The sequence below is a fragment of the Ruegeria sp. YTSC325 genome, assembly GCF_059609525.1.
Map to the genome: position 1 here is coordinate 1 of NZ_JBXWLY010000016.1, position 21,956 is coordinate 21,956.

The window sequence follows — 21,956 nt, forward strand, 5'->3', positions numbered from 1 at the left end:
ACGATGAATTCATCGATGTCACCTATGTCCAAATCCAAGCATGAGCAACCGAACGACGGTTAACGTGACAACACCGTTTCTGGAGATTTGTTGCAAATCATGTCGCCGACGTTGGTCCTCAAAGAAGTTTACGACACATTTTTTTAACAGAGCATTGCCTTTACTGCCCATTTTTTACAGCTTTTGAGCACTGCTTTGAAGCCGTGTTACAGGTGTATGGTGATGTTAGGCTCTTTAACCCTAGCTGTCTTTTGGCTCACCACAACTAGCAACCTTGTCTTGTTAACTTTTTCTGTCTTCTGAAATGCGCGCAGTAATCAATAGCCCTGCTTTTCACCTCGGCAGGTACACTTCATAATCCGTAGTACGGCTCTTGCTTGTGACTCAGGCATCGATCGTAGACTTCCGAGCAACTCCGATCAAACCGCAGGACCATTTAGCTTCCAGGTTTGGTATTTCCGGAATGGCTATTCGAAAACTTTTTTTCTCGGAAGACGGCCAGCGTACCTGCAAATCTCTTCGCCACTTAAACGTTGACACTTCACACCCAGCTTTTCGGTGCAGCTAAAACCTGATCATTTCATGCCAGTTGAAGTAGCTGCGCTCTGTTCTCTCTCAACGAAGACAGAGCACAGCCAACCTTCGAACCCAAGGCTTACAGAATGGAACGTGACCTAGGCCAGACTGCTAGCAATCTTTTCAAGCAACGCCTGAGCTTCCTCGACTGAAACGTTTTCAATCTGAATGCGGATACGCACTTCATTGGCCGACAATTCGCCGACCACGTTGCCTCCACCGGACAACGCGACAGAAGTCAGTTTTTGCACTTGCTGAGGCCTACCTCCCCGCGACTTGATTTTGCCGGGTTGGTTCAATGATTTTAGTGCTGCGTTTAGAACAGCCCATTCTGACTTCGCATCACTCGGCTCAGAAGCGACCAAGGCATTCCGGAGCTCCGTCTGAGCGCCCGAACGCAATGCAGCCGCAAGGGACAATCCTATTTTCTCTGTCAAATCAATAGGGTATCGCAAAACGTCCCCCAATGCTTCGTGCACGAGGGCAAAACTTCTGACTTTCGAGCGCTTGGCTTTAGAAGCTGCTGCAAACAAAACATCCACCGCCTCCTCGGTCGAAGAAAAAACCCCCTGCCCCGCAGCCAACACGGCAATGCGACCTCGTTCGTATGGGCTAAGATTCGCTCTCAGTTCATTCTCTTCGACCATCGAAACGTAGGCTCCCTGCCCCGTTCCAGCCTGGCGCACAAATGCCGGGATTTTGGCAAACCGCGACTCCGTTTGAGATAGACGACGGAAGGCCACCAGTCGTCGAAAGCCGGAAATCAGCCCATAGCCTTCGCCGCTTTGCGTCACCTCAATTGGCGTTCTCAATCCGTTTTCCCGTAGCGATTCTAGCAACTCGGCCATCGCCTCTTCGTCCTCGGCCATACGGTCGCGACGAATGAAGTCAGGATCAATCGCTTCGATAGGCAGCTCTTCAGCGACCAATCCGGCGTCCTGAGCTGCGCGCCATTTGGACGCGTCACCTTGATCTTTCGCCAAAGCAGCCCGATCAGTGACGGACGTCATACCGTTTAGCATGGCAGCTTCTGCAGCAACTTGCGCTATTGGGGGCGTGACACCCGAACCCTCAAATGGGTTCAACGATGGTTTCGCGGCGAAACCTTCCTCGATCTCCTTGAGCTCCTTAGTGTCCGGCACCGAAAGTCTTCTGCGTTTAGCCATTGCTCTCACCTCCCATATTTGCGTCGCGCCACCAGCAACCGATCAGGACTTCTTTGAATTCTGCGTATGTGCGATCAAACGTTTCCCGCCCTCTGACGTAGGTTTCCCGGTTGAAGTCTCTGTAATCCGCTTCATAGATGCCGTTAACTTGCTCGCCCGCCTGCCCGACAAGCGCAGTAAAATCCTGCCGGTAAGCATTCATAAAGTCACCAAAATAAGCTTGGATGACATTCGCCATGTCTGTTTGCTGGCTGGCGTCAAACCTGGTTATGATGGCCCGAACAACGTCCCACTCAAATTTCAGTTCCGGTAGGCCTGCGGCCCTCAAGGCTGCATTCTCTCCGTCCTCTATACTGGCGAAAGTCGTGTAGAGCATATCGAAGAATCTGCCCGTTGAATCAAATTCAAGGAACGAGGCCCCCAACGGCACCAAAAGAATGTCAGCGGCTGCAAGAGCGTTGATTGTAAGGTACCCAAGTGCAGGAGGGGTATCGAGAAAGACAATATCGTAGTCATTCAGAACCCCCTCATCCTCTAAGAAATTTGTCAACCCATCCCACAACGGCCAACTCCGAAGTCCCATTCGCCACACAGGTATCTGAAACTCGGCCCAGTAGAGGTTCAACTGCGCTCCGATAAGGTCAATGTTTGGCCAATGTGTTTTTTGAATTACGTCTTTTGGGGAGGTTTTCATCGCCTCTTCTAGAGTTTCATCCAAGGCTATTTCTGGCTGTCCTGCAGCGCTTCGCACACGGTTCTCTTCCTGTACCGCACGCGCGTAATCTTTTGCTATCAAAGGGAAAACTGTTTGCCACTCATCTGCTACGCGTCCGCCCAAGATAGAGGTCATGGATCCTTGACTGTCCAAGTCAACAACCAGCACCTTGTAGCCGTCTAAGGCAGCGGACATTGCCAAATGCGCGGCGGTAGACGTTTTACCAACGCCTCCTTTGAAATTTGCGACAGCCACAACTTTCGCAGGCAATCCTTCCGGACGATAAGGCAGGTATTCTTTCGTACTAACTCCGCCTGCCGCAAAGTGTTTTCTGAGACTTATAACTTCTTCAAGAGTAAACCATTTGGAGCCGGCCTCACCTTCTCCTTGCGGAAGTTCCGGATTGGCCTTCAATACGCGTCTTAAATGCGCAGGAGCTACCGGAATTAGGTACTTTGTTATTTCCCAAATAGAAAAACGGCGAAGGCGTTTTTCTCCGTCTGGAGCGTAACCTCTTAGTGCCAGGTCTTCCCTCCCTTTAGCACAAAAGGTTGCCGCCTTGGCAAACCGCGTGGTTCCAATAGGGTCTGGAAGTTTCCCTGCCGCTTGCTCTGGATCTAGGTTAAAGTAGGGGGGCAGGGGAGGTTGCGTCGGTTTGCTCATTGTGTGTGCCTCACAGTATGTTCGCTATTAGAGCGTATATCGCCGAACTTAACGAACATTTTACGTAGGCGCTATCCTGTGAGTCGGGGTTTTCCACAAAAAACATGGATAGAGCGCCTTGGAGGTGTGTTCTGAATAAAAAAATGAATAGAACAACGCAACAAATCGTTTATTTATTTTTAGATATTTAGAGTCTTTGCCATTAGAAAAACGCTTAAAAACAACAGTATATAGCGTTTTGGGTACCTGGTTACAGGTGTTAAGGGACCATTCTTCGGTATCAAAGGTACCCGTATGCGGGTCGATTGGTAACAGAATTCGGTGGGAAAGGGCCCGATTCGCAGGATGTGCGGAAACCCGCCTTTTAGGCTCTGAGAAAAGCAAAAAATGTATCGGCGCTGGCTCGTGGTTACGGAGGTGTGGTCAATATACAGAGGTTTCTGTGGATAAGTTCGGATGGAAAGTCTTTGGGTACCCGTCTGCAGGATAAGGGTCATCCCGTATTTAGGCACCCAAAACTGTTTGCTCCGGAGGTACCTTTCGTGTCAAATGTCACAATAAAGAGCAGTCAGGCAGAATCATGCCAGAAACGAAATTGAACCTCGACCGTCTCTCGGGTGCGTTGCGCCGTGAAGCAGTCAAAAAGAACGTCGCTGCTATACACATCAGCGGTAAGTTGACGCTATTGCAGCGTAAGTTGTCGAATGTACTTTTGCTCAACGCCTATGATGCATTGACGTCTGCGACAACCCATACAATTGATGCGCGAACACTAGCGATGATGGTTGGGTACAACTCAAACGATTTTGATACATTGCGATCAAGCCTTCGAGCTTTGGCTGAAACTGTAGCCGAGTGGGACATGCTTGATGAAAAGGGCCGTCAAGAGTGGGGAGTTTCGTCTCTTTTAAGTTTTGCAAAGCTGAAGGGCGGTGTCTGTGAATATGCCTATTCACCAGCCCTGGCTCAAAAACTCTACGACCCCAAGATTTACGCTTTGATTAACGTGCAAATTCAGAAGAACTTCAGTTCTGGTCATGGACTGGCGCTTTATGAAAACTGTTACAGGTTTGTCAGAACCGGTTCGACTGGGTGGTGGTCGTTGGATGTTTTTAGGAAGTTGATGGGCGTTGATGGAAGCGACTACTACAGTAGTTTCAAGCATCTGAACGCAAAGATTATCAAGCCGGCTGTGGCAGAGGTAAACAAGAGCTCGGATATTCTGGTTGAGGCGGATTTTCAAAAGAAAGGTCGTACAGTCACCGATATTAGGTTCAGGATTAAAAGTAACCCCCAAAAGGCAATGTTCCAAATTGACGACAGTGATGGGGTTCGAAATTTGCCGGTTTATAAGAAGTTGCTAAAGCAAGGCGTGTCTGACCGGTTAGCTCGTCAGTGGATCGCGGAGCACGGTGAAGACTACGTACAGCAGAAACTCGAATATGTAAGCGGGCAGGGGAGTGTGAAATCTGCGTTGGGGTATCTTTCAGCGGCTCTACGGGACGATTACCAATCAAACTCACCTGAGAACGACGTTGAACCTTCGCCCGAAGCCAAAGAGGCTGCTCGGCTGCGGCGCCTGGAAAAGTATGAGGAGGATCAGGCATACGCAAAAAGAGCTGCCGAGCGTTCGGAACGTTCACGTATGTTCGCTATTGTTGAGAAGTTGGTTTCGCGGCGAAACCCTACGCAAAGAGATGCTGATAAGCGTCTGTTCATGGCAGGGTTGGAAAATGAACTTGATCGAGAGCACTTCCGGACACATGGTTGGCGGTCCGGGTTGAATGCCTCTAAGATTTTTGAGTTTTGGGAAGATCTTGAGCCTGAAGCGTTCATGCTGGTTTCGAAAGATGCGTAATAGGATCTTTGGTATCTCAATAGTGTTTTGCAGTACTATATTGAGCCATTCGACGCTCGCACGGCATTAGAGCCACAATTTGTTCATCACCCGCATATCCTTAGCAAGGAAGTTTCTCCTACCTTTGAGAATATATGTAATTGCACAACGTTGGCTGATCAAAATGCCAATTGTAGCTTACTGGGAAGAATTGGGATGCGCGACGAAAACTTTTCGTTTGGTGTGTTGAAAGGTAATACGCAAAAAGGTAGGATAATGAGCGCATAGCGCGAAGCGACTATTACTGACTTGCTGGTTTAAAAGAGCCCTATGACTCCAAAACAAACCCGTTTTCGCTGGTTTTGTTGCCAAGCTTTGAGTCACGGAACTGTCCTGGCGAATTCGCCAAAGTACCGAGCAACCAATCAGTTTGCAGTGTTGTGGACAACTGAGATACCGCAGCAGGCCATGACTTCTTCCAGATCCTGGCAAGAAATTCCGTACCGGATATAGAAAACTACCGCAAAAAGGATCACGCCCTTTTGGATTCTGCGTACCTTTGAAGAAATCCAAGAACTGGCCTTCGGCTGGTTTTACCGAAAGTCATTCATCCGCGGTATCTGACGCCGTCAATAGCCAAAAGTATGTAACAGATTCTGGTGATACTTATCGAAGTCCTACTGGGTATTTCGGATCTTGCCGTGAAGGTAGGCATTTCCGTCGGGTAGCTTCAAAGAAGATACTTTAACAAAGCAAGCGCGAAGCTACTGGATATTTGTAAAGTGTCCCACTTTCTAAAACATGCTTGATAGTGGCACTACCAACTGGTTCGCGCGTTTGAAAAATGCCTGAACTGCGCAGAGAATTAGTGTGGCCTCAAGTTTTCAAAGGCCGCATTGGTTCTAGCGCTAACAAACGCACTACTTTTGATGGTTCCTTAGTGGATGTGAATGCCTATAAGTTTACTGGTCTCTCGTGCGCTGCAAGAATTGCCAAGACAATCCTCAAAACTTCCAAAAAATAGACAGTTTGCACTTTTTTTAACTTTTTTGTTGCCGAAACCGGTTTCGGAACATTGAAATACCCTTAATGACTACGAATCTTTCATATCCACTAACCAACCATTCCAGCCAGATGACTGTGTCCGGCCGAGTTAAGCTGGACGAGTTGGCCGCACACCTCGGCTTGTCCAAGAGCACGGTTTCGCGGGCGCTCAACGGGTATTCCGATATTTCTCCGGTTACGCGTGCGCGGGTTGAAAAGGCCGCGCGGGCCTTGGGGTATCGACCGCTCAGTCACGCGCAGGCGATCCGAACCGGGCAGGTTCGGGCTATTGCGATGGTGCTGAACAGCGAAGAGCCGGATCAGCACAATCCCTTCTTGCAGGACTTTCTGGCCGGAGCCTGCCAAGCGGCGAGCAGTCTCGACTGGACCATGACCATCTCTACGGCCACATCCGAGAAAGACACGCTGAAAGTGCTCAGCCGACTTTACCAGGAGCGCAAGGCAGACGGATTCATTCTACCGCGAACAGCAGTGAAGGATGCGCGCATCGGTTTGCTGCGTAGCCTCGACGTTCCGCATATCCTTTATGGGCGCACGGGCTATGGGCAGCCGAACAAGTGGGGCGAAACCTCGTGGTTCGACATTGCGGGGGAAAGTGCAATGCGCAACGCCGTTTTGCGGCTGAACGAATTTGGGCATTCGCGTATCGGCTTTGTTGGAAGCGACCCCAAGTTCAACTACGCACATCTGCGCCGTGACGGCTATGCCGAGGGTATGCAGGCTGCTGGCCTGCCTTTGGACACGGATTTAATCCGTGAGGGCGCACGCACGCGCGAAGACGGTGCGTCGCAGGGGCGGGCGCTGATGGCGCTGGAATGTCCTCCGACAGCGATTGTGTTTGCGACCGATCTGGCAGCTCTGGGGTTCTGCGCGGATGCGCAGGATCAGGGTTTCGAAATTGGGCGCGATATTTCGGTGATTGGCTATGACGGCGTACCGGAATGCCAATACGCCCGCCCGGCGCTGACAACCTTCTCGGTGGATTCGCGCAAGGCAGGGCAACGGTTGGCAACCTTGTTGATCCAGCAAATCCAAGGGGCTGACCCCTCGACATTACAAGAACTGGTTGATGCCACCCTTGTTACGGGTGGTTCGGACGGCCCGCCAAGACTGACGCCAGAAGAACTGGCGCAGAAACGACAATATCTAACAAACCAAAAACGGGGAGATCTAACATGAGACTGAAATCCAAAGCGTCCCGGCTGTTGCTTGGAACGTCGCTCGCCTTTGCGTTGACCGCGTTGTCGGCGCAAGCGGACACGATCCGGTTCTGGACCACAGAGGAACAGCCCGAGCGTTTGGCCAAGCAACAAGAGATGGCCGATCAGTTCAAAGTCGAAACCGGCACCACAGTCGAGGTAATCCCGGTCACCGAAAGCGATCTGGGAACGCGCGCTACTGCCGCATTTGCCGCTGGGGACCTGCCGGACGTGGTCTATCACACTTTGCAATACGCTCTGCCTTGGGCCGAGGCTGGTATTCTGGACACCGAAGCCGCGACCGAGGTGATCGAAGAACTGGGTGCTGGCACATTCGCTCCGGGTGCTTTGGCGATGGCTGCGTTCAATGGCGAAACCGCGTCGGTGCCGGTGGATGGCTGGACGCAGATGATTGTCTATCGCAAGGACTTGTTTGACGAGGCCGGACTTGAGGCGCCCAGTTCCTATGCAAATGTCTTGGCCGCGCTGGACAAGCTGCACAACCCGCCCGAGATGTATGGATTTGTTGCCGCAACCAAGGTGGACGAGAACTTCATGAGCCAGGTGCTGGAGCACGTGTTTCTTGCCAATGGCGTCAGCCCGGTCGGCCCGGATGGGTTCCAGCCTCTGGACGAAGCGAAGACAACCGAGGTCTTGGACTTCTACAAGGCGATTTCAAAAGCGTCGCCTCCGGGTGAGTTGTTCTGGAAGCAATCGCGCGAGCTGTATTTTGATGGCAAAGCCGCGATGATCATCTGGTCGCCCTTCATTCTGGACGAGTTGGCCGGTCTGCGCGACAGCGCGCCGCCAACAATCAACGATGATCCGACCTCGCGCGATTTGGCGTCGAAAACAGGGATTGTCACCAATTTCTCAGGCCCCTCCAACCCGGATGGGGCAGCTTGGGGCGATGTTCGGTATTTTGGGATCACCAATGACGCCGACACGGACGCGGCGATGGAGTTTGTGAAATTCGCTATGGATGACGGGTACACCCAAACCTTGTCAATCGCGCCCGAGGGTAAGTTCCCGGTTCGTCGCGGTAACGCCGAAAACCCGACCGCTTTTGCCGAAGCCTGGGCAGAATTGCCTGTAGGCGTCGACCGCAAGGCGCCGCTGGGTGATCTTTATGATCAGGCGATGATAGATGAGATTGTCGGCGGATTGGATGTGGCGCAGCGTTGGGGAGTGGCCGAAGGGCAGCTCTCGCTGGCCTCCAAGATGATCAACAGTCAGGCCATCAACCGGGTTGTGCGCCAGTATATCGATGATGAAATCGACGCCGCGGCTGCCGTGGCCGCGATGAATGATGAGCTTGCCAAGGTCCAGTAAACTCCTGCTTGACCGGCAATTGTAGCGGCGTGCGCGCCGCTACACCTAAACCTCTGAGGTCCCTTATGTCTTCGGCCACCCCACCGACCGGAACCGGGGCGCTAGCCAGACGCGAGGCGCGTCTGGCCTGGGCGTTGCTTTCCCCGACCGTAATCAGCGTATCGCTTGTCGTGATCCTGCCTTTGCTGGCGATCTTCTGGATCAGTTTCAAGCCGTTCACCTTGTCCGATCTGCGGCCGCCCGCACCCGTTGTGCGCGAGAGCTTGCGCGGATCAGGTGATGATTTGCGGATTGAATACCGCGTGCGAAACTCCAGTCAGGATATTGCTGTCACCGGTGTCACCTTAACCGACGTTTTGCCGGATGGCGTGACCGCGGGCGAGGTCTTGGCCCCTTGCGTGCTGGACGGGCAGGATTTGTTCTGTGATTTCGGCACTCTCGAAGGTGGCTATCGCGAACGTGTTCGCATTCCGGTCACGCTGGAAGGTGACCCGGATACTTTCGAAGATCTGATCGAAGGGTCCGAACCCAGCATAACTGGAAGTGGCCCAAGCGTTCTGACCAATTTCGAGTTCAGCCTCAAAAACTTCGCCCGCGTTTTTGACGGGGATGAGTTCTGGGGCGTTTTGTGGGTCACGCTGTTCTACACGGTGTTCGGCACGATCGGGGCGCTGGTGATGGGATTGTTCGCAGCCCTGTTGCTGAACAAAAGTTTCAAAGGGCAGGGGATCATACGGGGTCTTTACCTGTTCCCCTACGTGGCCCCGGTCATTGCCGTGGCCTTTACTTGGGTTACGCTGTTTGATCCGTTCTCAGGCTCTGCCAATGCGCTGCTTGTGCAAATGGGACTGAGCAGTGAGCCTATCAATTTCTTCGGCGAACGTCCTCTGGCCCTGATCATGGTGACAGTGTTCGAGATCTGGCGCTATTTTCCGCTGTCCTTCCTGTTCATTTTGGCGCGAATGCAATCCATCGACTCTAGCATGTATGAAGCGGCAGATATGGATGGGGCGTCACCGTTTCAGAAGTTTTGGCTGCTGAGCATCCCGCAACTGCTGGGCATCCTGTCCGTGCTGTTCCTGCTGCGCTTTATCTGGACGTTCAACAAGTTCGACGACATTTTCCTGCTGACCGGCGGCAACGCGGGGACCCGTACGCTGACCGTGAACGTCTATGAACAGGCCTTTGCGATTTCCAATATCGGGGCAGGGGCGGCGGTGGCCGTGGTGATCCTGATGTGCCTGATCGCCTTCAGCTTTGTCTTCTTCCGTTTCATCAGCCGAGAGGAGGGCCTGTGATGCGCAAAGGCTATTTGACTGGTCCAGCCTTGGGCGCGCTCTGGCTGGTTGTGATTGCGACCACCGTCGCCATTACCATGTCCTTCTCGACAGGGGCGGCGTTTCGACCGCAGGTTTTGCTCTGCCTTGTTTGGGGCGCTGTAGCCGGGTTGATCTATGTGCGTTACCCCGAACGACACGCTATGGCGCGGCTTGGTCTGTCGATCATGCTAGGACTGTCGGCCCTGACGCGCTTTGGTCCCGTTCTGATCGGCTCTCAAACGTCCCTGCAGGCGTTGTTGGTGACCGTTTTTGCCATGGCTGCCGTGACGCACCTGTCGCTTACCGCGATATTGCGGGACACGCCGTTTGGGGAACTCACACGGCACGAGTTCGAGGATGCCGTGATCCGGTTCTGCACCGGCTTTGGCTATATCTTTTTCACCGCCATTGTTGTGATCCCTTTCTACGTCATGGTCATGACCAGCCTGAAATCGCAACAGGCGCTATTGCAGAACCCTTTGGATTTCTCGGTCGACCTGTCGCAGGGCAGTGCGTTGTTCCGCAGCTATACCGAGCTGTTCCGCGACTTCAATTTCGGCACCTACCTGTGGACATCCTTCTATGTCTCGGTCCTGACGGTGTTCATCACGCTGGCCTTCAGCGTACCCGGTGCCTACGCAGTGGCGCGGTTCCGGTTCAAAGGCCAAAAGGCCTTCTCGCGCTCAATCCTGCTGATCTACATGGTGCCGATGATCGTGTTGGCGCTGCCGATCTACATCGCGTTCTCGCTGACCGGGCTGCGCAACTCGATCCTGGGCATCGTTATGATCTACCCGGTCACGACGATTCCGGTCGCCCTATACATGCTGCAAGGCTACTTCCGCGGCCTGCCGACCGAAGTCGAAGAGGCGGGTCTGATGGACGGCCTGTCGCGGCTGGCAGTGATCTGGAAGATCACCTTGCCGCTTAGCCTGCCGGCACTGGCTTCGGTCTCGCTTTACGTCTTCATGATCGCCTGGAACGAGTTCCTGCTGGCCTTCATGCTGCTGGATGACCCGTCGAAATTCACCCTGACCCGAGGTGTCACGATGCTGAACTCCTCGGAGATTCCACGCCAACACCTGATGGCCGGTGCGGTGATTGCCACCGTTCCGATCATGGCCCTGTTTCTGGGGCTTGAACGTTTCATGACCAAGGGCCTGACGGCAGGCTCGGTCAAAGGATGACTGACATGAACTACTATACGACCCCAAGTGAATCGGCCCGCAACATTCTGATCGCCAATGATCGCGGTGGCTATACCATCCCCACCAGCGGCCTTTACCCCTATCAGTGGAACTGGGACAGCGCGATTGCCGCGCTGGGTTTTGCCGAGTTCGACATCACGCGCGCCTGGACCGAACTTGAAACGCTGTTCTCGGGCCAATGGGCGGATGGCATGGTTCCGCATATCCTGTTTCACAAGCCCGATCCGGGTTACTTTCCAGGACCGGATGTTTGGGGCGGCACCGGGCCTATCCCGTCTTCGGGCATAATCCAACCACCACTGGCCGCCACAATGGCCCGGCGGATTTTGGACATAGACCAGGCCATTGGGGCAGAGAGGATGCGCGCGCTATTTCCCAAAATGCTGGCCTGGCATCGCTGGATCATGGCATGGCGGCTGGACGATCACGGTGCAGTTTGCACGACGCATCCGTGGGAGGCCGGGCGGGACAACGCGCCTGATTGGGACAATACGATGGCGGCGATTGATGCCTCGGATGTGGGTGAATATCAGCGCCGTGACACCAGCCACGTGAACAGCGCGGACCGACCGACGAAATACGATTACGACCGTTACATTAAACTGGTGAACATCGGGCGCGAGGTCGGCTGGGATCAGGAGAAACTGCTGGCATTGAATCCATTCCGTGTGGCCGATCCAACCATGAGTTTCACAACCTTGCGCGCCGCCCGCGATCTGTTGGCTATCAGCAACGATCTGGGGCTAGAAGCGGAAGGGCTCAGTGAGGATGTGGACATACTGGAAACCGGAGCACGTTCGCTTTGGAATGACGCGCTTGGTGCGTTTGACTCGCGCGATGCGCATACCGGTGAATGGGCGGACAGCGTCTCGAACGCCAGCTACTTGTGTTGGTATGCGGGCATTGACTCTGACCGGATGCTTGAGCGGGTCAAGACGGTTCTGACTACTGTCCCACACCCCATTCCAAGCTATGACCCGCAAATGCCCAAGTTTGACGAACGCCGCTACTGGCGCGGCCCGACATGGGCATTCATGAACATGCTGACAGGTTTCGGACTGGCCGAGATGGGCCATGGGGTTGAAGCCGAAGCCTTGCGTCTGAAAACAGCCCGGCTTATCGCGGGCCACGGATTTGCCGAGTATTTCGACCCTCTTACCGGAGGTCCGGCAGGAGGCAATTCTTTCACTTGGACGGCTGCGGTTTGGCTGCATTGGGCGGGGAAGAACTGATGGGGAGTATCCAGCTTAAAGCCGTCGAGAAATGGTTCGGCGAAGTTCAGGTGATCAAGGGCATCGACCTGGAAATACAAAACGGTGAGTTTGTCGTTTTCGTGGGGCCGTCTGGTTGCGGCAAGTCCACATTGTTGCGGATGATCGGTGGGCTCGAGGATATCTCGCGCGGATCGCTTCTGATCAATGGCGATGACGTAACCGACCATCCGCCCTCCAAGAGGGGGCTGACGATGGTGTTTCAGTCCTATGCGCTATACCCTCATCTTACCGTGGCCGAAAACATGGGTTTTTCGTTGAAAGTTGCGGGCGTGTCGAAACCTGAAATAGCTGAACGTGTGGGAAAGGCTGCCGAGGTTCTCAAATTGGATCCTTATCTGGAGCGCCGCCCCAAGGATCTTTCCGGCGGCCAACGACAGCGTGTCGCGATCGGCCGGTCGATCGTGCGCGACCCCACTGCGTTCCTGTTCGACGAGCCCTTGTCCAACCTTGATGCCGCTCTGCGGGTCGAAATGCGCTATGAGATCGCGAAACTGCACCAAAGTCTGAACCGAACCATGATCTATGTAACCCATGATCAGGTCGAAGCGATGACTCTGGCGGATCGCATCGTGGTGCTGGAATTCGGCAAGATCGCGCAGGTGGGCACTCCGCGCGAGTTGTACGAACGCCCCGCCAACCTTTTTGTCGCGCAGTTCATTGGCAGCCCAAAGATGAACGTTTTGCCTTGCTCTGTGGCGGGGGACCGGTTTCGTCTGGAAAACGGCGGGATTGGCCCATTTGACAGAACAGGTGACGCGACCCGGTTGGGTATCCGTCCTGAACATATCAGCGTTGTTGAATCTGGTGCGGGGAATAGTGATGGCGTGGTCGAGGTTGTCGAATACCTTGGGGCCGACATGTTTGTTATCGTCGACTGCGGATTTGACGAGAAGGTGACTGTTCGCCTTGGCGGGGATACGCAGATAAAGGCCGGAATGCAGGTTGGCCTTCTTTTCGCGCCTGAGAAACTGCAGTTCTTCGATGCGTCAGGGCAGGCGATCAGCGCAAATTAAAAGGGGGATAACCTTTCAAGGTTTAGTCTGGTCGTTGCCAATGTTTTGCACAGGCCATCGCTTCCAAAGCATAGTTTCATGAGCTTGTCGAAAAAATGGAGTGGCGCGGTCGCAACTTTGCTAGGTCGCCCCCAAATAGTTCTGATGGTTGAATCCAAGCGGTGCAGGGATCAATTCAACAAGCAGAGCGGCGTCAGGCGGGCGCGACACCAATAGAAACGATCTGAGAGCACAGTGTGCTCGCCGCAGTGAGTGACCGAGCCGTGGTCTGCGCCATAATCGGTAAGATCATCCATTCCAACGCCCAAGCGCTGCCAGATCGTTCCTGTTCATGCACCAACGCGTGATGCATCCCGGACACCTGTGTGGCGTTAAACCGGGCCAGTGTGACCAGCAGTTCGGCCAGAATGGGGTTCTGTTTATGTGGCATGGCCGAAGATGTCCCGCCGCCGGACAGCGTGATCTCGTCCACGCCCTGTTGGGCCATCAGGCAAATATCCTGCCCGATTTTCCCAAGCGAGCCTGAGATCCGCGACAACAGATTGGCATAATCAACCAAACCGTTGCGGTCGGTCTGCCAACCATGATCCACGTCATGCAACCCCAAAGAGTTGGCAATATGGGTCGCCAAATCCCGCCGCGCGGTCCCAATCGTCTGGCCATCGCCAACAGGGCCGCCTAGCTGAACGCGCTCGATCTTAGGGCGAATGTCTTCGATACTATGGTGAAAGGCATGTAAAGGGCTGCGCCAGGTTCCGATCCGGTGGCCGACGGTGACGGGCAGGGCTGCTTGCATCCGCGTGCGCCCCATGATTTTGCGTTCACTAAACTGTTCACTCAGATCGCCCAACATGTCCGACAGCTGCGACAGGCGCGTTTGCAGCAGGTTGCTGGTCTCGCGCAGGGTCAACGCCAAGGCCGTGTCCATCACGTCTTGGGATGTTGTTCCGGTGTGAATGGCCGGGGCCAATGGGCCTGCATCCGATCTAAGGGCCTGAACCAGAGCCGGTACAGGCAGCCCATCCGCCATGGTGCCAGCGCGCAAGGTATCCATTCCGGGCACGGCCTGTTCAATCCATGCGGCAGCAGCGTCCGCTTGCTCGGCGGGGATTCTTCCGATTGCACCCAACCCGCGCGAATAGGCGGCCTCGAAGGCCAGCATATGGGTAAGTGACCGCTCCGCCGACCAGATCTCTTGTGTCTCGGCATCTCCGAACAGGCCCGAAAACCAGGGGTGCGAGAACAGATCGGTCATAGTCTACGTCCTTATTTTGGGTCGTCCGGCCTAACGTTAGGCCGCAGCCGGGCGCAGGCCCAGAATGGCGCGCGCCTGGTCTACACTCGCAACTGGGCGGTCGTAGGCGTGGCACAAATCGACGGCTCTCTGCACCAGCGCTGCATTGGACGGGGCAAGCGTGTCGCGATCCAGACGCACGTTGTCCTCCAGCCCCGTGCGCACATGCCCGCCCGCCGCGATGGACCATTCGTTCAGCTTGATCTGCCCAGCCCCGATCCCGGCGGCGCACCACGGGACGTCTCCGAACAGGCGGTGCACGGTTTTGACGTAGAAGTCGAATACATCTCGATCCACGGGCATGGCATTGCGGACCCCCATGACGAATTGGACATAGGGCGTATCGGGCAATTGCCCCTCGCGGTGCATCCGGGCCGCTTGCAGGATATGCGACAGGTCAAAAGCCTCGATCTCGGGTTTGACGCCGTAGGTTACCATCTCACTGGCCAACCAGTTCACCAGATCGGGCGGGTTTTCATAAACGCGCGTCGGAAAGTTGTTCGATCCCACCGAAAGCGAGGCCATATCCGGGGACAGCGGCAACATGCCCCCGCGCGCTTTGCCCGCGCCGGACCGCCCCCCGGTTGAAAGCTGCACAATCATGCCGGGGCAGTGCGTTTCGATTCCCTCCTTCAGCGCTGCGAACAGGTCGGGGTCCGAGGTGGGTTTGCCCTCAGCGTCCCGCACATGGCAATGAGCGATAGAGGCTCCGGCCTCGAAAGCTTCATGAGTGCTTTCGATCTGCTCCGGCACGCTGATGGGAACGGCCGGGTTATCGGCCTTGGTGGGCACCGATCCGGTGATCGCCACACAGATGATGCAGGGGGTTTGTGAGACAGGATCAGACATCGAAAAACACCGTTTCTGAAGGGCCTTGCAATTGAATATCGAACCGGTAGCCGCCTTCAACCTGTTCCGCGATAAGAGTTTGCCTGCGCACGGGCTGCTCAATCAGGTTCAGCACCGGATCCGACGCATTTGCCGCCATTTCATCGGGGAAATAAAGCCGGGTGTTGAGGCCCAGATTGATCCCACGAGCAACCAGCCACAAGTTAATATGCGGAGCCATCACCGCGCCGGATTGGTCTGTCACGGCGCCCGGTTTGATTGTGCCGAACGCCCATTCGCCCGTCTCGAAATCCGGTATCACACGGCCCCAGCCACGAAAGCCCGGATCAACAGAGCCCTGATCGGGATAAACGCCATTTGCATCCGCCTGCCATGTTTCGATCAGTACATCCTTGACCGGCGCGCCGGTTCCGTCGCGCACCACACCGCGCACAGTGATCTTCGTCCCTGACGCGTCTGGCCCCGCGATGTCACGGCCTAACTCGTGCCGGTAGATATCGAACCCGGCGTCTCCGGGGGCCAGCCCGATATGCACATAGGGCCCCGCGGTCTGTGAGGGTGTTTCCTTGAGATAGTCCAGCTTTTGCACCATGGTCAGTTCCCCTCGGGCCGGTTTTCGAAATAAGTCGACCGCTGCCCGCGCAGCACGATGTCGAACTTATAAGCAAGACAATCGAAAGGGACGGAGGCATTGATATCCAGCGCGGCCACCAGTTGGTCAATCGCGCGCGGGTTGGGGATAGTGTTGATGATCGGACATTTGGCAATCAGCGGGTCGCCTTCAAAGTAAAGCTGCGTGATCAGGCGCTGCGCAAAGCTGGTCCCGAAGACTGACACGTGAATATGCGCAGGCCGCCAACTGCTGACCCAGTTGCGCCAAGGGTAAGCGCCGGGTTTGACGGTGCGAAACTGGTAGTAACCCAGATCATCGGTCAGCGTTCGCCCACAGCCGCCGAAATTCGGGTCGATAGCGGCCAGATAGGTATCTTTCTTGTGTCGATACCGCCCTCCGGCATTGGCTTGCCATATCTCGACCAGAGTATTGGGCACCGGGCGGGCGTTTTCATCCAGCACCCTTCCGTGCAGCAGGATACGCTCGCCCACCGGATCGCCGGTTGTAGCGAAATTGCGCAGCAGGTCATTGTCCAGCGGGTCGATGTCAACATGGCCAAAGGTCGGGCCAGACAGCTCGCTAGTGGTTCCTTCCAGAGACAAAAGCGGCTGTCTCGGAGACCGCGTCACGCTGGTCTTGTAGTTGGGGTCCAAGGCTTGCGGATGCCAGGCCCTGTCGCGTGGGAAAAGCTGGGTCATTCCGCCATGTCCTCCATCTCGGAAAAGGTTTGTTTGGCAAGGGCAATGGCCCGATTGGCGCAGGGAACGCCGGCATAGACGGCGGCGTGCAGGAAAGCCTGAAGGATATCGTCTTTCGAAGCCCCGGTATTGGCGCAGGCGCGCACATGCATGGGGATCTCGTCAAAGTTCCGCGTCGCGGCCAGGAGTGCCAGCGTAATCATAGATCGTTCGCGCGGGGTGATCGTGTCGTCCGCCCAAAGCGTGCCCCACGCAGTTTCGGTGATCATGTCCTGAAACGGCGCGTCAAAGGCGGTTTTGCGCGCCTCGGCGCGATCCACATGGGCGTCGCCCAGAACTTTGCGGCGCACGGATATGCCGGTTGCATGGCGATCCATCACAGTCCCCTTTTCGTCGGTCATCTTCAATACGGCAGCCCCACATAGTTCTCGGCCATCGCCTTTTGCGCGGCTTCGTTCGTGCGCAGAAAGTCAATCTCGGCCCGTTGCATCTTGAGGTCAAATTCGGACTGGTCGGGAAAGCGGTGCAGCAGCGTTGAAAACCACCAGCTGAACCGCTCGGCCTTCCAAACCCGCGCCAGAGCGTTTTGCGAATAGGCGTCGATCCCGGCCTCAGACCCATCTTGGTAATAGTCCTTCAAACCTTGAAACAGGTAGTGCACGTCCGAGGCTGCCGTATTCAGTCCCTTGGCCCCGGTTGGCGGCACGATATGCGCCGCGTCCCCGCATAAAAACAACCGCCCCCACTGCATCGGCTCGGTCACGAAGGAACGCAGTGGCGCGATGGATTTTTCGATCGACGGGCCGGTTACAAGGCGATCGGCATATTCCTGTGGAATGCGGCGTTTCAGCTCGGCCCAAAAAGCGGCATCAGTCCAGTCTTCAGGGTGATCGGACAGAGAACACTGGATGTAATAGCGACTCAGCGCCTCGTTGCGCATAGAACACAGCGCAAAGCCGCGATGGGACGAGGCATAGATCAGTTCGTGATGCACAGGCGGGGTTTCGGACAAAATGCCCAGCCAGCCAAAAGGATAGATCTTTTCGTATTCGCGCCGGACCGACAGCGGGATGGTTTGGCGGCTGACCCCGTGAAATCCGTCGCAGCCCGCGACGAAATCCGCATCGATACGCTGATCTTGCCCATCAGTGGTGAAGGTCACATAGGGGGCGTCGGTTTCAGCGTCATGAATGGTGACGTTTTCGGTGTTGAAGATCATCGCGCCACCTGCGGCCTCGCGCGCGTCATAGAGGTCGCGGGTCACTTCGGTCTGGCCGTAAACCAGAACTGGGGTGCCGGTATGGTGCTGGAAGTCGACCCGGAAGCAGTCGTCTTCGACCGCTATCAACGTGCCGCTATGTTCAATTGCCTCAGCGTGCAGGCGCGGGCTGGCGCCTGCCTGATCCATCAGGTCGACAAAACCCTGCTCCAGCACGCCGGCGCGGATGCGGCCCAACACATAGTCCTTGGTCCGACGCTCCAGTACGATGCTGTCGATTCCCTGCGTTGCCAGAAGCTGTGATAACAGCAAACCCGACGGCCCGCCGCCGATCACAAGAACTTGCGTCCGCATCTTATCCTCCTGTCCCCGCTGTGCAGGATTGCATTGTGCAAGAGGTTTCGCAACGCACGGATGCGGCCATACCGTTGCGATAAAAGCATATGGGGGCCATACATGATCCCATGCGATGACTGGATACCGCCCCGTGTCGGACCTAGGACGCTGGACTGATGATAAGCGGGTCTGCAAAAAAAGTTGCGATATTATGCATGTTATGCATTAAATTGCATCGCGACGCATCGCGCAGAGGAGGAGGAAACAATGAAGATCAAACGCACGCTGATCGGGGCGTTGGGGGCTATGGCCCTTGGCATGGGAACGGTGGCAAACGCGGCCGAGTATGAATTCAACCTGCAAAGCTTCTTGCCTGCGCAGGCGACGATTCCATCGAAAATCATCGACGTCTGGGCCGACAAGATCGAAGAGGATTCGGGCGGACGCATCGAAATTACCCGCTATCCGTCGATGCAACTGGGCGGCAAGCCGCCGGAACTGCTGGATCAGGTGATCGACGGCGTGATTGACATGACTTGGAACGTCATCGGTTATACGCCGGGCCGCTTCCCGTCGACCGAAGTGTTCGAATTGCCCTTCCTGGTGAATGACGCCAAGCCCGCTTCGGCCGCGTTTTGGACCTTGCTGGAGGAAGACATCGCCGCGCGTGAGTTCTCGGACGTAAAGGTTCTGGGTGGCTGGGTCCACGGCCCCGGCATGATCCATGCCAATAAAGAGGTTCTGACGCCAGACGATTTCAACGGTATGAAAATCCGTGGCGCCTCGCGTCAGGTCAACGCCTTGCTCAGCACATTGGGCGCGACCCCGGTGGGTATGCCTGTGCCTGCGGTGCCCGAGGCGCTGTCCAAGGGTGTGATCGACGGCACGACCATTCCGTGGGAAGTGACCAAAGCGCTGAAAGTGCCGGAACTGGTAGAAAACCATACCGAATTCACAGGGCCGATGATGTATACCGTGACCTTCGTTCTGGCCATGAACAAGGAAAAATACGCCGCACTGCCGGATGATCTGAAAGCTGTCATCGACGACAACTCGGGTCTGGAGTTCTCCATGTTCGCAGGCGAAGTCCAGCAGGCCTATGACGAGCCCGCACGTGAAATCGCGCTGGATCGCGGGAACAACGTGGTGACTCTGGACGCCGAACAATCCGCCGCCTGGGCCGAGGCCGCACAGCCTGTCTATGACACCTGGCTGTCAGAGATGAACGAAAAGGGCATTGACGGTCAGGCCCTGATAGATCGGGCCAAAGCGTTGATGAACGAGTACGGCAGCTAAGCCGGACCTTCCGCGCGGGGCTCAGACAGCGCCGCGCGGCATTTAAACCAAAATCTGCATCGGCACCGTTGGTGGAGGGGACATGCACCAAACGATAGAAAAGCTGGCGCGCGGCATGGCATTGCTGGGCGGCGCTGTTCTGACGGCTTTGATCCTGTTGATCTGTATCTCGGTTCTGGGCCGGTCCCTCAATACATTGCTGCATGGTTGGATCGGACAGGTTGCGCCGGGCTTTTCTGAATGGGCTCTGGGGCTGGGTGTCGGGCCTATCAATGGTGATTTTGAGATTGTCGAGGCGGGCGTGGCCTTTGCCATCTTTGCGTTTCTGCCGCTCTGCCAGTTGAATTCGGGCCATGCGGTCGTGGATATTTTCACCTCGAAACTATCGCCCCGGGTTGACCGTATCTTACGCATGTTGGCCGAGGTGGTCTTTGCCGCCGTTTTGGTGCTGATCGCAGTGCAGTTGTTCGGGGGCATGATGGCGAAGCTGCGGTTTGGTGAGAATACGTTTATCCTGCAATTCCCCGTCTGGTGGGGTTACGCCGCCAGCTTTTGCGCAGCCGTCGTGGCGGCGGTCGTTGGTCTTTATATGGCGGGCATCCGCATCCGCGAATGCGCGACAGGAAAGGAACTCCTGCCGTGAGCGATCTCGTCATCGGGTTGCTGTCCTTTCCCGCTCTGCTTTTGCTGATATTCGCCCGCGTGCCGATTGGGTTGGCCATGTTCGTCACCGGTCTGGTCGGGATTGTGACTGTCACCGGCAACCTGAATATCCCGTTGGGCCGGCTGAAATCCGAGACCTACACGACCTTCTCCAGCTATTCCCTGTCGATTGTGCCGATGTTCCTGCTGATGGGGTATTTTGCCACGCTGGGCGGGATGTCGACGGCGCTGTTCAAAGCGGCAGAGGGCTTTTTGGGCCATCGCCGGGGCGGTGTCGCCATGGCCGCGATCGGAGCTTGCGCAGGGTTCGGGGCGATCTGCGGATCGTCGCTGGCGACGGCGGCCACGATGGGGCGCGTGGCACTGCCTGAGTTACGTCGGTATGGCTATGCCGGTGGCTTCTCGACCGCCACGTTGGCCGCAGGGGGGACGTTGGGCATTCTGATCCCGCCTTCGGTTGTGTTGGTGATCTACGCGATCCTGACCGAACAGAATATCGCCAAGCTGTTTCTAGCTGCATTCATCCCCGGCGTTCTGGCGGCATTGGGTTATGTGATTGCCGTCTCGGTCTATGTGCGCCTTTACCCAGACAGCGCCGGAACCCGTCCTGCCGTGCCCTACCGTGAACGGTTTCGGCTGTTGCTGGACGTCTGGCCCGTGCTGGTTGTCTTTGGCGGCGTTGTCGGCGGCATTTATGCGGGGTGGTTCACGCCCACAGAAGGCGCTGCTGTGGGGGCGGCTGGAACCGGACTCATCGCGCTAGCTAATGGCGGGCTGACATGGTCGACGCTGAAAGACAGTTTCACTACCACGGCCAAATCCACGGCGATGATCTTCTTCATCATTCTGGGCGCGGGGTTCTATAACGGGTTTCTGGCGCTGACGAATGTGCCGCAGGAACTGGCGAATTTTGTGCTGAGTCAGGGCTTCAGCCCCTGGGCAATTCTGGCTCTGATCCTTGTGTTTTATCTGGTTCTTGGTTGTGTGATGGACAGCCTCAGCATGATCCTGTTGACGATTCCCATCTTCTACCCGGTTATATCCGTGCTGGATTTCGGCTTGGTCGACTTGATCGCGATGCAACATGATGCAGCACGTACTGCGCTGGCCGGAGCTGCCGACATCGCCCCCGACATCCGCGCTGAAGTCGAAGCCCTGATTGCCTCGGGGGCTGAGATCAGTCGCGATTTACAGAAAGAGATCGGTATCCGAGTCACACAAGGCATGGCCGACCGCATCGCCGAAGAACGCACAGCCATTTGGTTCGGTATCCTCGTGTTGATCGTGGTTGAGGTCGGGTTGATTACGCCTCCAGTCGGGATGAATCTGTTTGTGATCAACACGATGGACCGTGAAACCCGCATGACCGAGACCTACAAGGCCGTGCTGTTCTTTGTCGGATCTGACATCCTGCGTGTTGTCCTTTTGGTGCTGTTCCCGGCGATCACTCTATTCCTGATCCCATTTGGCTGACCTTTACTGGGTTGTGCAAGAAAATGCACAAACGCAAAAAACACTGTTGCAAACATATGCGGGAGATGTGCATTATAACGCATAATTCAGGCGTCGGGGCGAAATTTTCTGAAACCCCGGTTCGAATGATCCCCCAACGAGACGACCC

The 21,956-nt window shown here is 55.6% G+C and carries 18 protein-coding genes; 10 read left to right on the plus strand and 8 right to left on the minus strand.

The features are described 5' to 3' along the window. Positions 1-674 precede the first annotated feature (674 nt). Together AC2FF7_RS18620 and AC2FF7_RS18625 are read right to left on the minus strand one after the other, a co-directional pair. Positions 675-1,505 (minus strand): ParB/RepB/Spo0J family partition protein, encoded by an 831-nt coding sequence (locus AC2FF7_RS18620; protein ID WP_480868513.1) that lies wholly within the window; start codon positions 1,503-1,505, stop codon positions 675-677. Between the two features lie 229 nt (positions 1,506-1,734). After that, positions 1,735-3,120, minus strand: a complete 1,386-nt coding sequence (locus AC2FF7_RS18625; protein ID WP_170754356.1) for an AAA family ATPase — start codon at positions 3,118-3,120, stop codon at positions 1,735-1,737. A 580-nt stretch (positions 3,121-3,700) separates the two neighbouring features. Here AC2FF7_RS18625 and AC2FF7_RS18630 point away from each other — a divergent pair. From AC2FF7_RS18630 to AC2FF7_RS18660, 7 genes are all read left to right on the plus strand, one after another. Continuing rightward, entirely contained in the window at positions 3,701-4,978 is a 1,278-nt protein-coding gene (locus AC2FF7_RS18630; protein WP_496906129.1) for a replication initiation protein, read from the plus strand. A 1,068-nt stretch (positions 4,979-6,046) separates the two neighbouring features. Further along, positions 6,047-7,201, plus strand: coding sequence for a LacI family DNA-binding transcriptional regulator (locus tag AC2FF7_RS18635; protein ID WP_480868509.1), 1,155 nt, complete (start codon positions 6,047-6,049; stop codon positions 7,199-7,201). After that, a complete protein-coding gene (locus AC2FF7_RS18640; RefSeq protein ID WP_480868507.1) occupies positions 7,198-8,553 on the plus strand; it encodes an ABC transporter substrate-binding protein in 1,356 nt (451 codons plus the stop codon). Before AC2FF7_RS18635 ends, AC2FF7_RS18640 begins: the two co-directional genes overlap by 4 nt. Before the next feature lie 65 nt (positions 8,554-8,618). After that, a complete protein-coding gene (locus tag AC2FF7_RS18645; protein WP_496906130.1) occupies positions 8,619-9,851 on the plus strand; it encodes a carbohydrate ABC transporter permease in 1,233 nt (410 codons plus the stop codon). Further along, positions 9,851-11,059 carry a carbohydrate ABC transporter permease gene (locus AC2FF7_RS18650; RefSeq protein ID WP_480868505.1) on the plus strand — a complete coding sequence of 403 codons (1,209 nt, stop codon included), beginning with the start codon at positions 9,851-9,853 and terminating at the stop codon, positions 11,057-11,059. The genes AC2FF7_RS18645 and AC2FF7_RS18650 overlap by 1 nt, the downstream gene beginning before the upstream one ends. A 5-nt stretch (positions 11,060-11,064) precedes the next feature. Then, the gene (locus AC2FF7_RS18655) at positions 11,065-12,312 is read left to right on the plus strand and encodes an MGH1-like glycoside hydrolase domain-containing protein (protein WP_480868502.1); all 1,248 of its coding nucleotides are present in this window, start codon (positions 11,065-11,067) and stop codon (positions 12,310-12,312) included. After that, positions 12,312-13,367: an ABC transporter ATP-binding protein gene (locus tag AC2FF7_RS18660; protein ID WP_480868500.1), complete on the plus strand. Its 1,056-nt coding sequence runs from the start codon at positions 12,312-12,314 to the stop codon at positions 13,365-13,367. The genes AC2FF7_RS18655 and AC2FF7_RS18660 overlap by 1 nt, the downstream gene beginning before the upstream one ends. A gap of 193 nt (positions 13,368-13,560) precedes the next feature. Here the strand turns inward: AC2FF7_RS18660 and AC2FF7_RS18665 are convergent, their stop codons facing one another. The 6 genes from AC2FF7_RS18665 to pobA are packed head-to-tail and all read right to left on the minus strand — an operon-like array spanning position 13,561 to position 18,394. Further along, positions 13,561-14,622 (minus strand): 3-carboxy-cis,cis-muconate cycloisomerase, encoded by a 1,062-nt coding sequence (locus AC2FF7_RS18665; protein ID WP_480868498.1) that lies wholly within the window; start codon positions 14,620-14,622, stop codon positions 13,561-13,563. A 36-nt stretch (positions 14,623-14,658) separates the two neighbouring features. Beyond that, positions 14,659-15,510 (minus strand): 3-oxoadipate:acetyl-CoA acetyltransferase, encoded by an 852-nt coding sequence (locus tag AC2FF7_RS18670; protein ID WP_496906131.1) that lies wholly within the window; start codon positions 15,508-15,510, stop codon positions 14,659-14,661. Continuing rightward, positions 15,503-16,102: a protocatechuate 3,4-dioxygenase subunit alpha gene (pcaG, locus tag AC2FF7_RS18675; protein ID WP_480868496.1), complete on the minus strand. Its 600-nt coding sequence runs from the start codon at positions 16,100-16,102 to the stop codon at positions 15,503-15,505. The genes AC2FF7_RS18670 and pcaG overlap by 8 nt, the downstream gene beginning before the upstream one ends. A gap of 2 nt (positions 16,103-16,104) precedes the next feature. Next, positions 16,105-16,821: a protocatechuate 3,4-dioxygenase subunit beta gene (gene pcaH / locus AC2FF7_RS18680; RefSeq protein WP_480868494.1), complete on the minus strand. Its 717-nt coding sequence runs from the start codon at positions 16,819-16,821 to the stop codon at positions 16,105-16,107. Beyond that, positions 16,818-17,198 (minus strand): 4-carboxymuconolactone decarboxylase, encoded by a 381-nt coding sequence (pcaC, locus tag AC2FF7_RS18685; protein WP_480868492.1) that lies wholly within the window; start codon positions 17,196-17,198, stop codon positions 16,818-16,820. Before pcaC ends, pcaH begins: the two co-directional genes overlap by 4 nt. Before the next feature lie 26 nt (positions 17,199-17,224). Continuing rightward, the gene (pobA, locus tag AC2FF7_RS18690) at positions 17,225-18,394 is read right to left on the minus strand and encodes a 4-hydroxybenzoate 3-monooxygenase (RefSeq protein ID WP_480868491.1); all 1,170 of its coding nucleotides are present in this window, start codon (positions 18,392-18,394) and stop codon (positions 17,225-17,227) included. A gap of 249 nt (positions 18,395-18,643) precedes the next feature. On the opposite strand from pobA, the gene AC2FF7_RS18695 reads away from it, so the two are divergent. The 3 genes from AC2FF7_RS18695 to AC2FF7_RS18705 all read left to right on the plus strand — a co-directional run bounded on the left by AC2FF7_RS18695 (position 18,644) and on the right by AC2FF7_RS18705 (position 21,808). Further along, on the plus strand, positions 18,644-19,672 hold the full coding sequence (locus AC2FF7_RS18695; protein WP_480868489.1) for a TRAP transporter substrate-binding protein: 1,029 nt from the start codon (positions 18,644-18,646) through the stop codon (positions 19,670-19,672). Positions 19,673-19,754: 82 nt separating this feature from the next. After that, complete coding sequence (locus AC2FF7_RS18700; protein WP_480868488.1) at positions 19,755-20,315, plus strand: TRAP transporter small permease; 561 nt, start codon at positions 19,755-19,757, stop codon at positions 20,313-20,315. Further along, entirely contained in the window at positions 20,312-21,808 is a 1,497-nt protein-coding gene (locus AC2FF7_RS18705; protein WP_480868486.1) for a TRAP transporter large permease, read from the plus strand. The genes AC2FF7_RS18700 and AC2FF7_RS18705 overlap by 4 nt, the downstream gene beginning before the upstream one ends. Positions 21,809-21,956 lie beyond the last annotated feature (148 nt).

Bases quoted from the DNA above. Each gene is read 5' to 3' on its own strand.
- AC2FF7_RS18625 (WP_170754356.1), bottom strand. From the start codon at position 3,120: ATGAGCAAACCGACGCAACCTCCCCTGCCCCCCTACTTTAACCTAGAT.
- AC2FF7_RS18630 (WP_496906129.1), top strand. From the start codon at position 3,701: ATGCCAGAAACGAAATTGAACCTCGACCGTCTCTCGGGTGCGTTGCGC.
- AC2FF7_RS18635 (WP_480868509.1), top strand. From the start codon at position 6,047: ATGACTACGAATCTTTCATATCCACTAACCAACCATTCCAGCCAGATG.
- AC2FF7_RS18640 (WP_480868507.1), top strand. From the start codon at position 7,198: ATGAGACTGAAATCCAAAGCGTCCCGGCTGTTGCTTGGAACGTCGCTC.
- AC2FF7_RS18645 (WP_496906130.1), top strand. From the start codon at position 8,619: ATGTCTTCGGCCACCCCACCGACCGGAACCGGGGCGCTAGCCAGACGC.
- AC2FF7_RS18650 (WP_480868505.1), top strand. From the start codon at position 9,851: ATGCGCAAAGGCTATTTGACTGGTCCAGCCTTGGGCGCGCTCTGGCTG.
- AC2FF7_RS18655 (WP_480868502.1), top strand. From the start codon at position 11,065: ATGAACTACTATACGACCCCAAGTGAATCGGCCCGCAACATTCTGATC.
- AC2FF7_RS18660 (WP_480868500.1), top strand. From the start codon at position 12,312: ATGGGGAGTATCCAGCTTAAAGCCGTCGAGAAATGGTTCGGCGAAGTT.
- AC2FF7_RS18665 (WP_480868498.1), bottom strand. From the start codon at position 14,622: ATGACCGATCTGTTCTCGCACCCCTGGTTTTCGGGCCTGTTCGGAGAT.
- AC2FF7_RS18670 (WP_496906131.1), bottom strand. From the start codon at position 15,510: ATGTCTGATCCTGTCTCACAAACCCCCTGCATCATCTGTGTGGCGATC.
- pcaG (WP_480868496.1), bottom strand. From the start codon at position 16,102: ATGGTGCAAAAGCTGGACTATCTCAAGGAAACACCCTCACAGACCGCG.
- pcaH (WP_480868494.1), bottom strand. From the start codon at position 16,821: ATGACCCAGCTTTTCCCACGCGACAGGGCCTGGCATCCGCAAGCCTTG.
- pcaC (WP_480868492.1), bottom strand. From the start codon at position 17,198: ATGGATCGCCATGCAACCGGCATATCCGTGCGCCGCAAAGTTCTGGGC.
- pobA (WP_480868491.1), bottom strand. From the start codon at position 18,394: ATGCGGACGCAAGTTCTTGTGATCGGCGGCGGGCCGTCGGGTTTGCTG.
- AC2FF7_RS18695 (WP_480868489.1), top strand. From the start codon at position 18,644: ATGAAGATCAAACGCACGCTGATCGGGGCGTTGGGGGCTATGGCCCTT.
- AC2FF7_RS18700 (WP_480868488.1), top strand. From the start codon at position 19,755: ATGCACCAAACGATAGAAAAGCTGGCGCGCGGCATGGCATTGCTGGGC.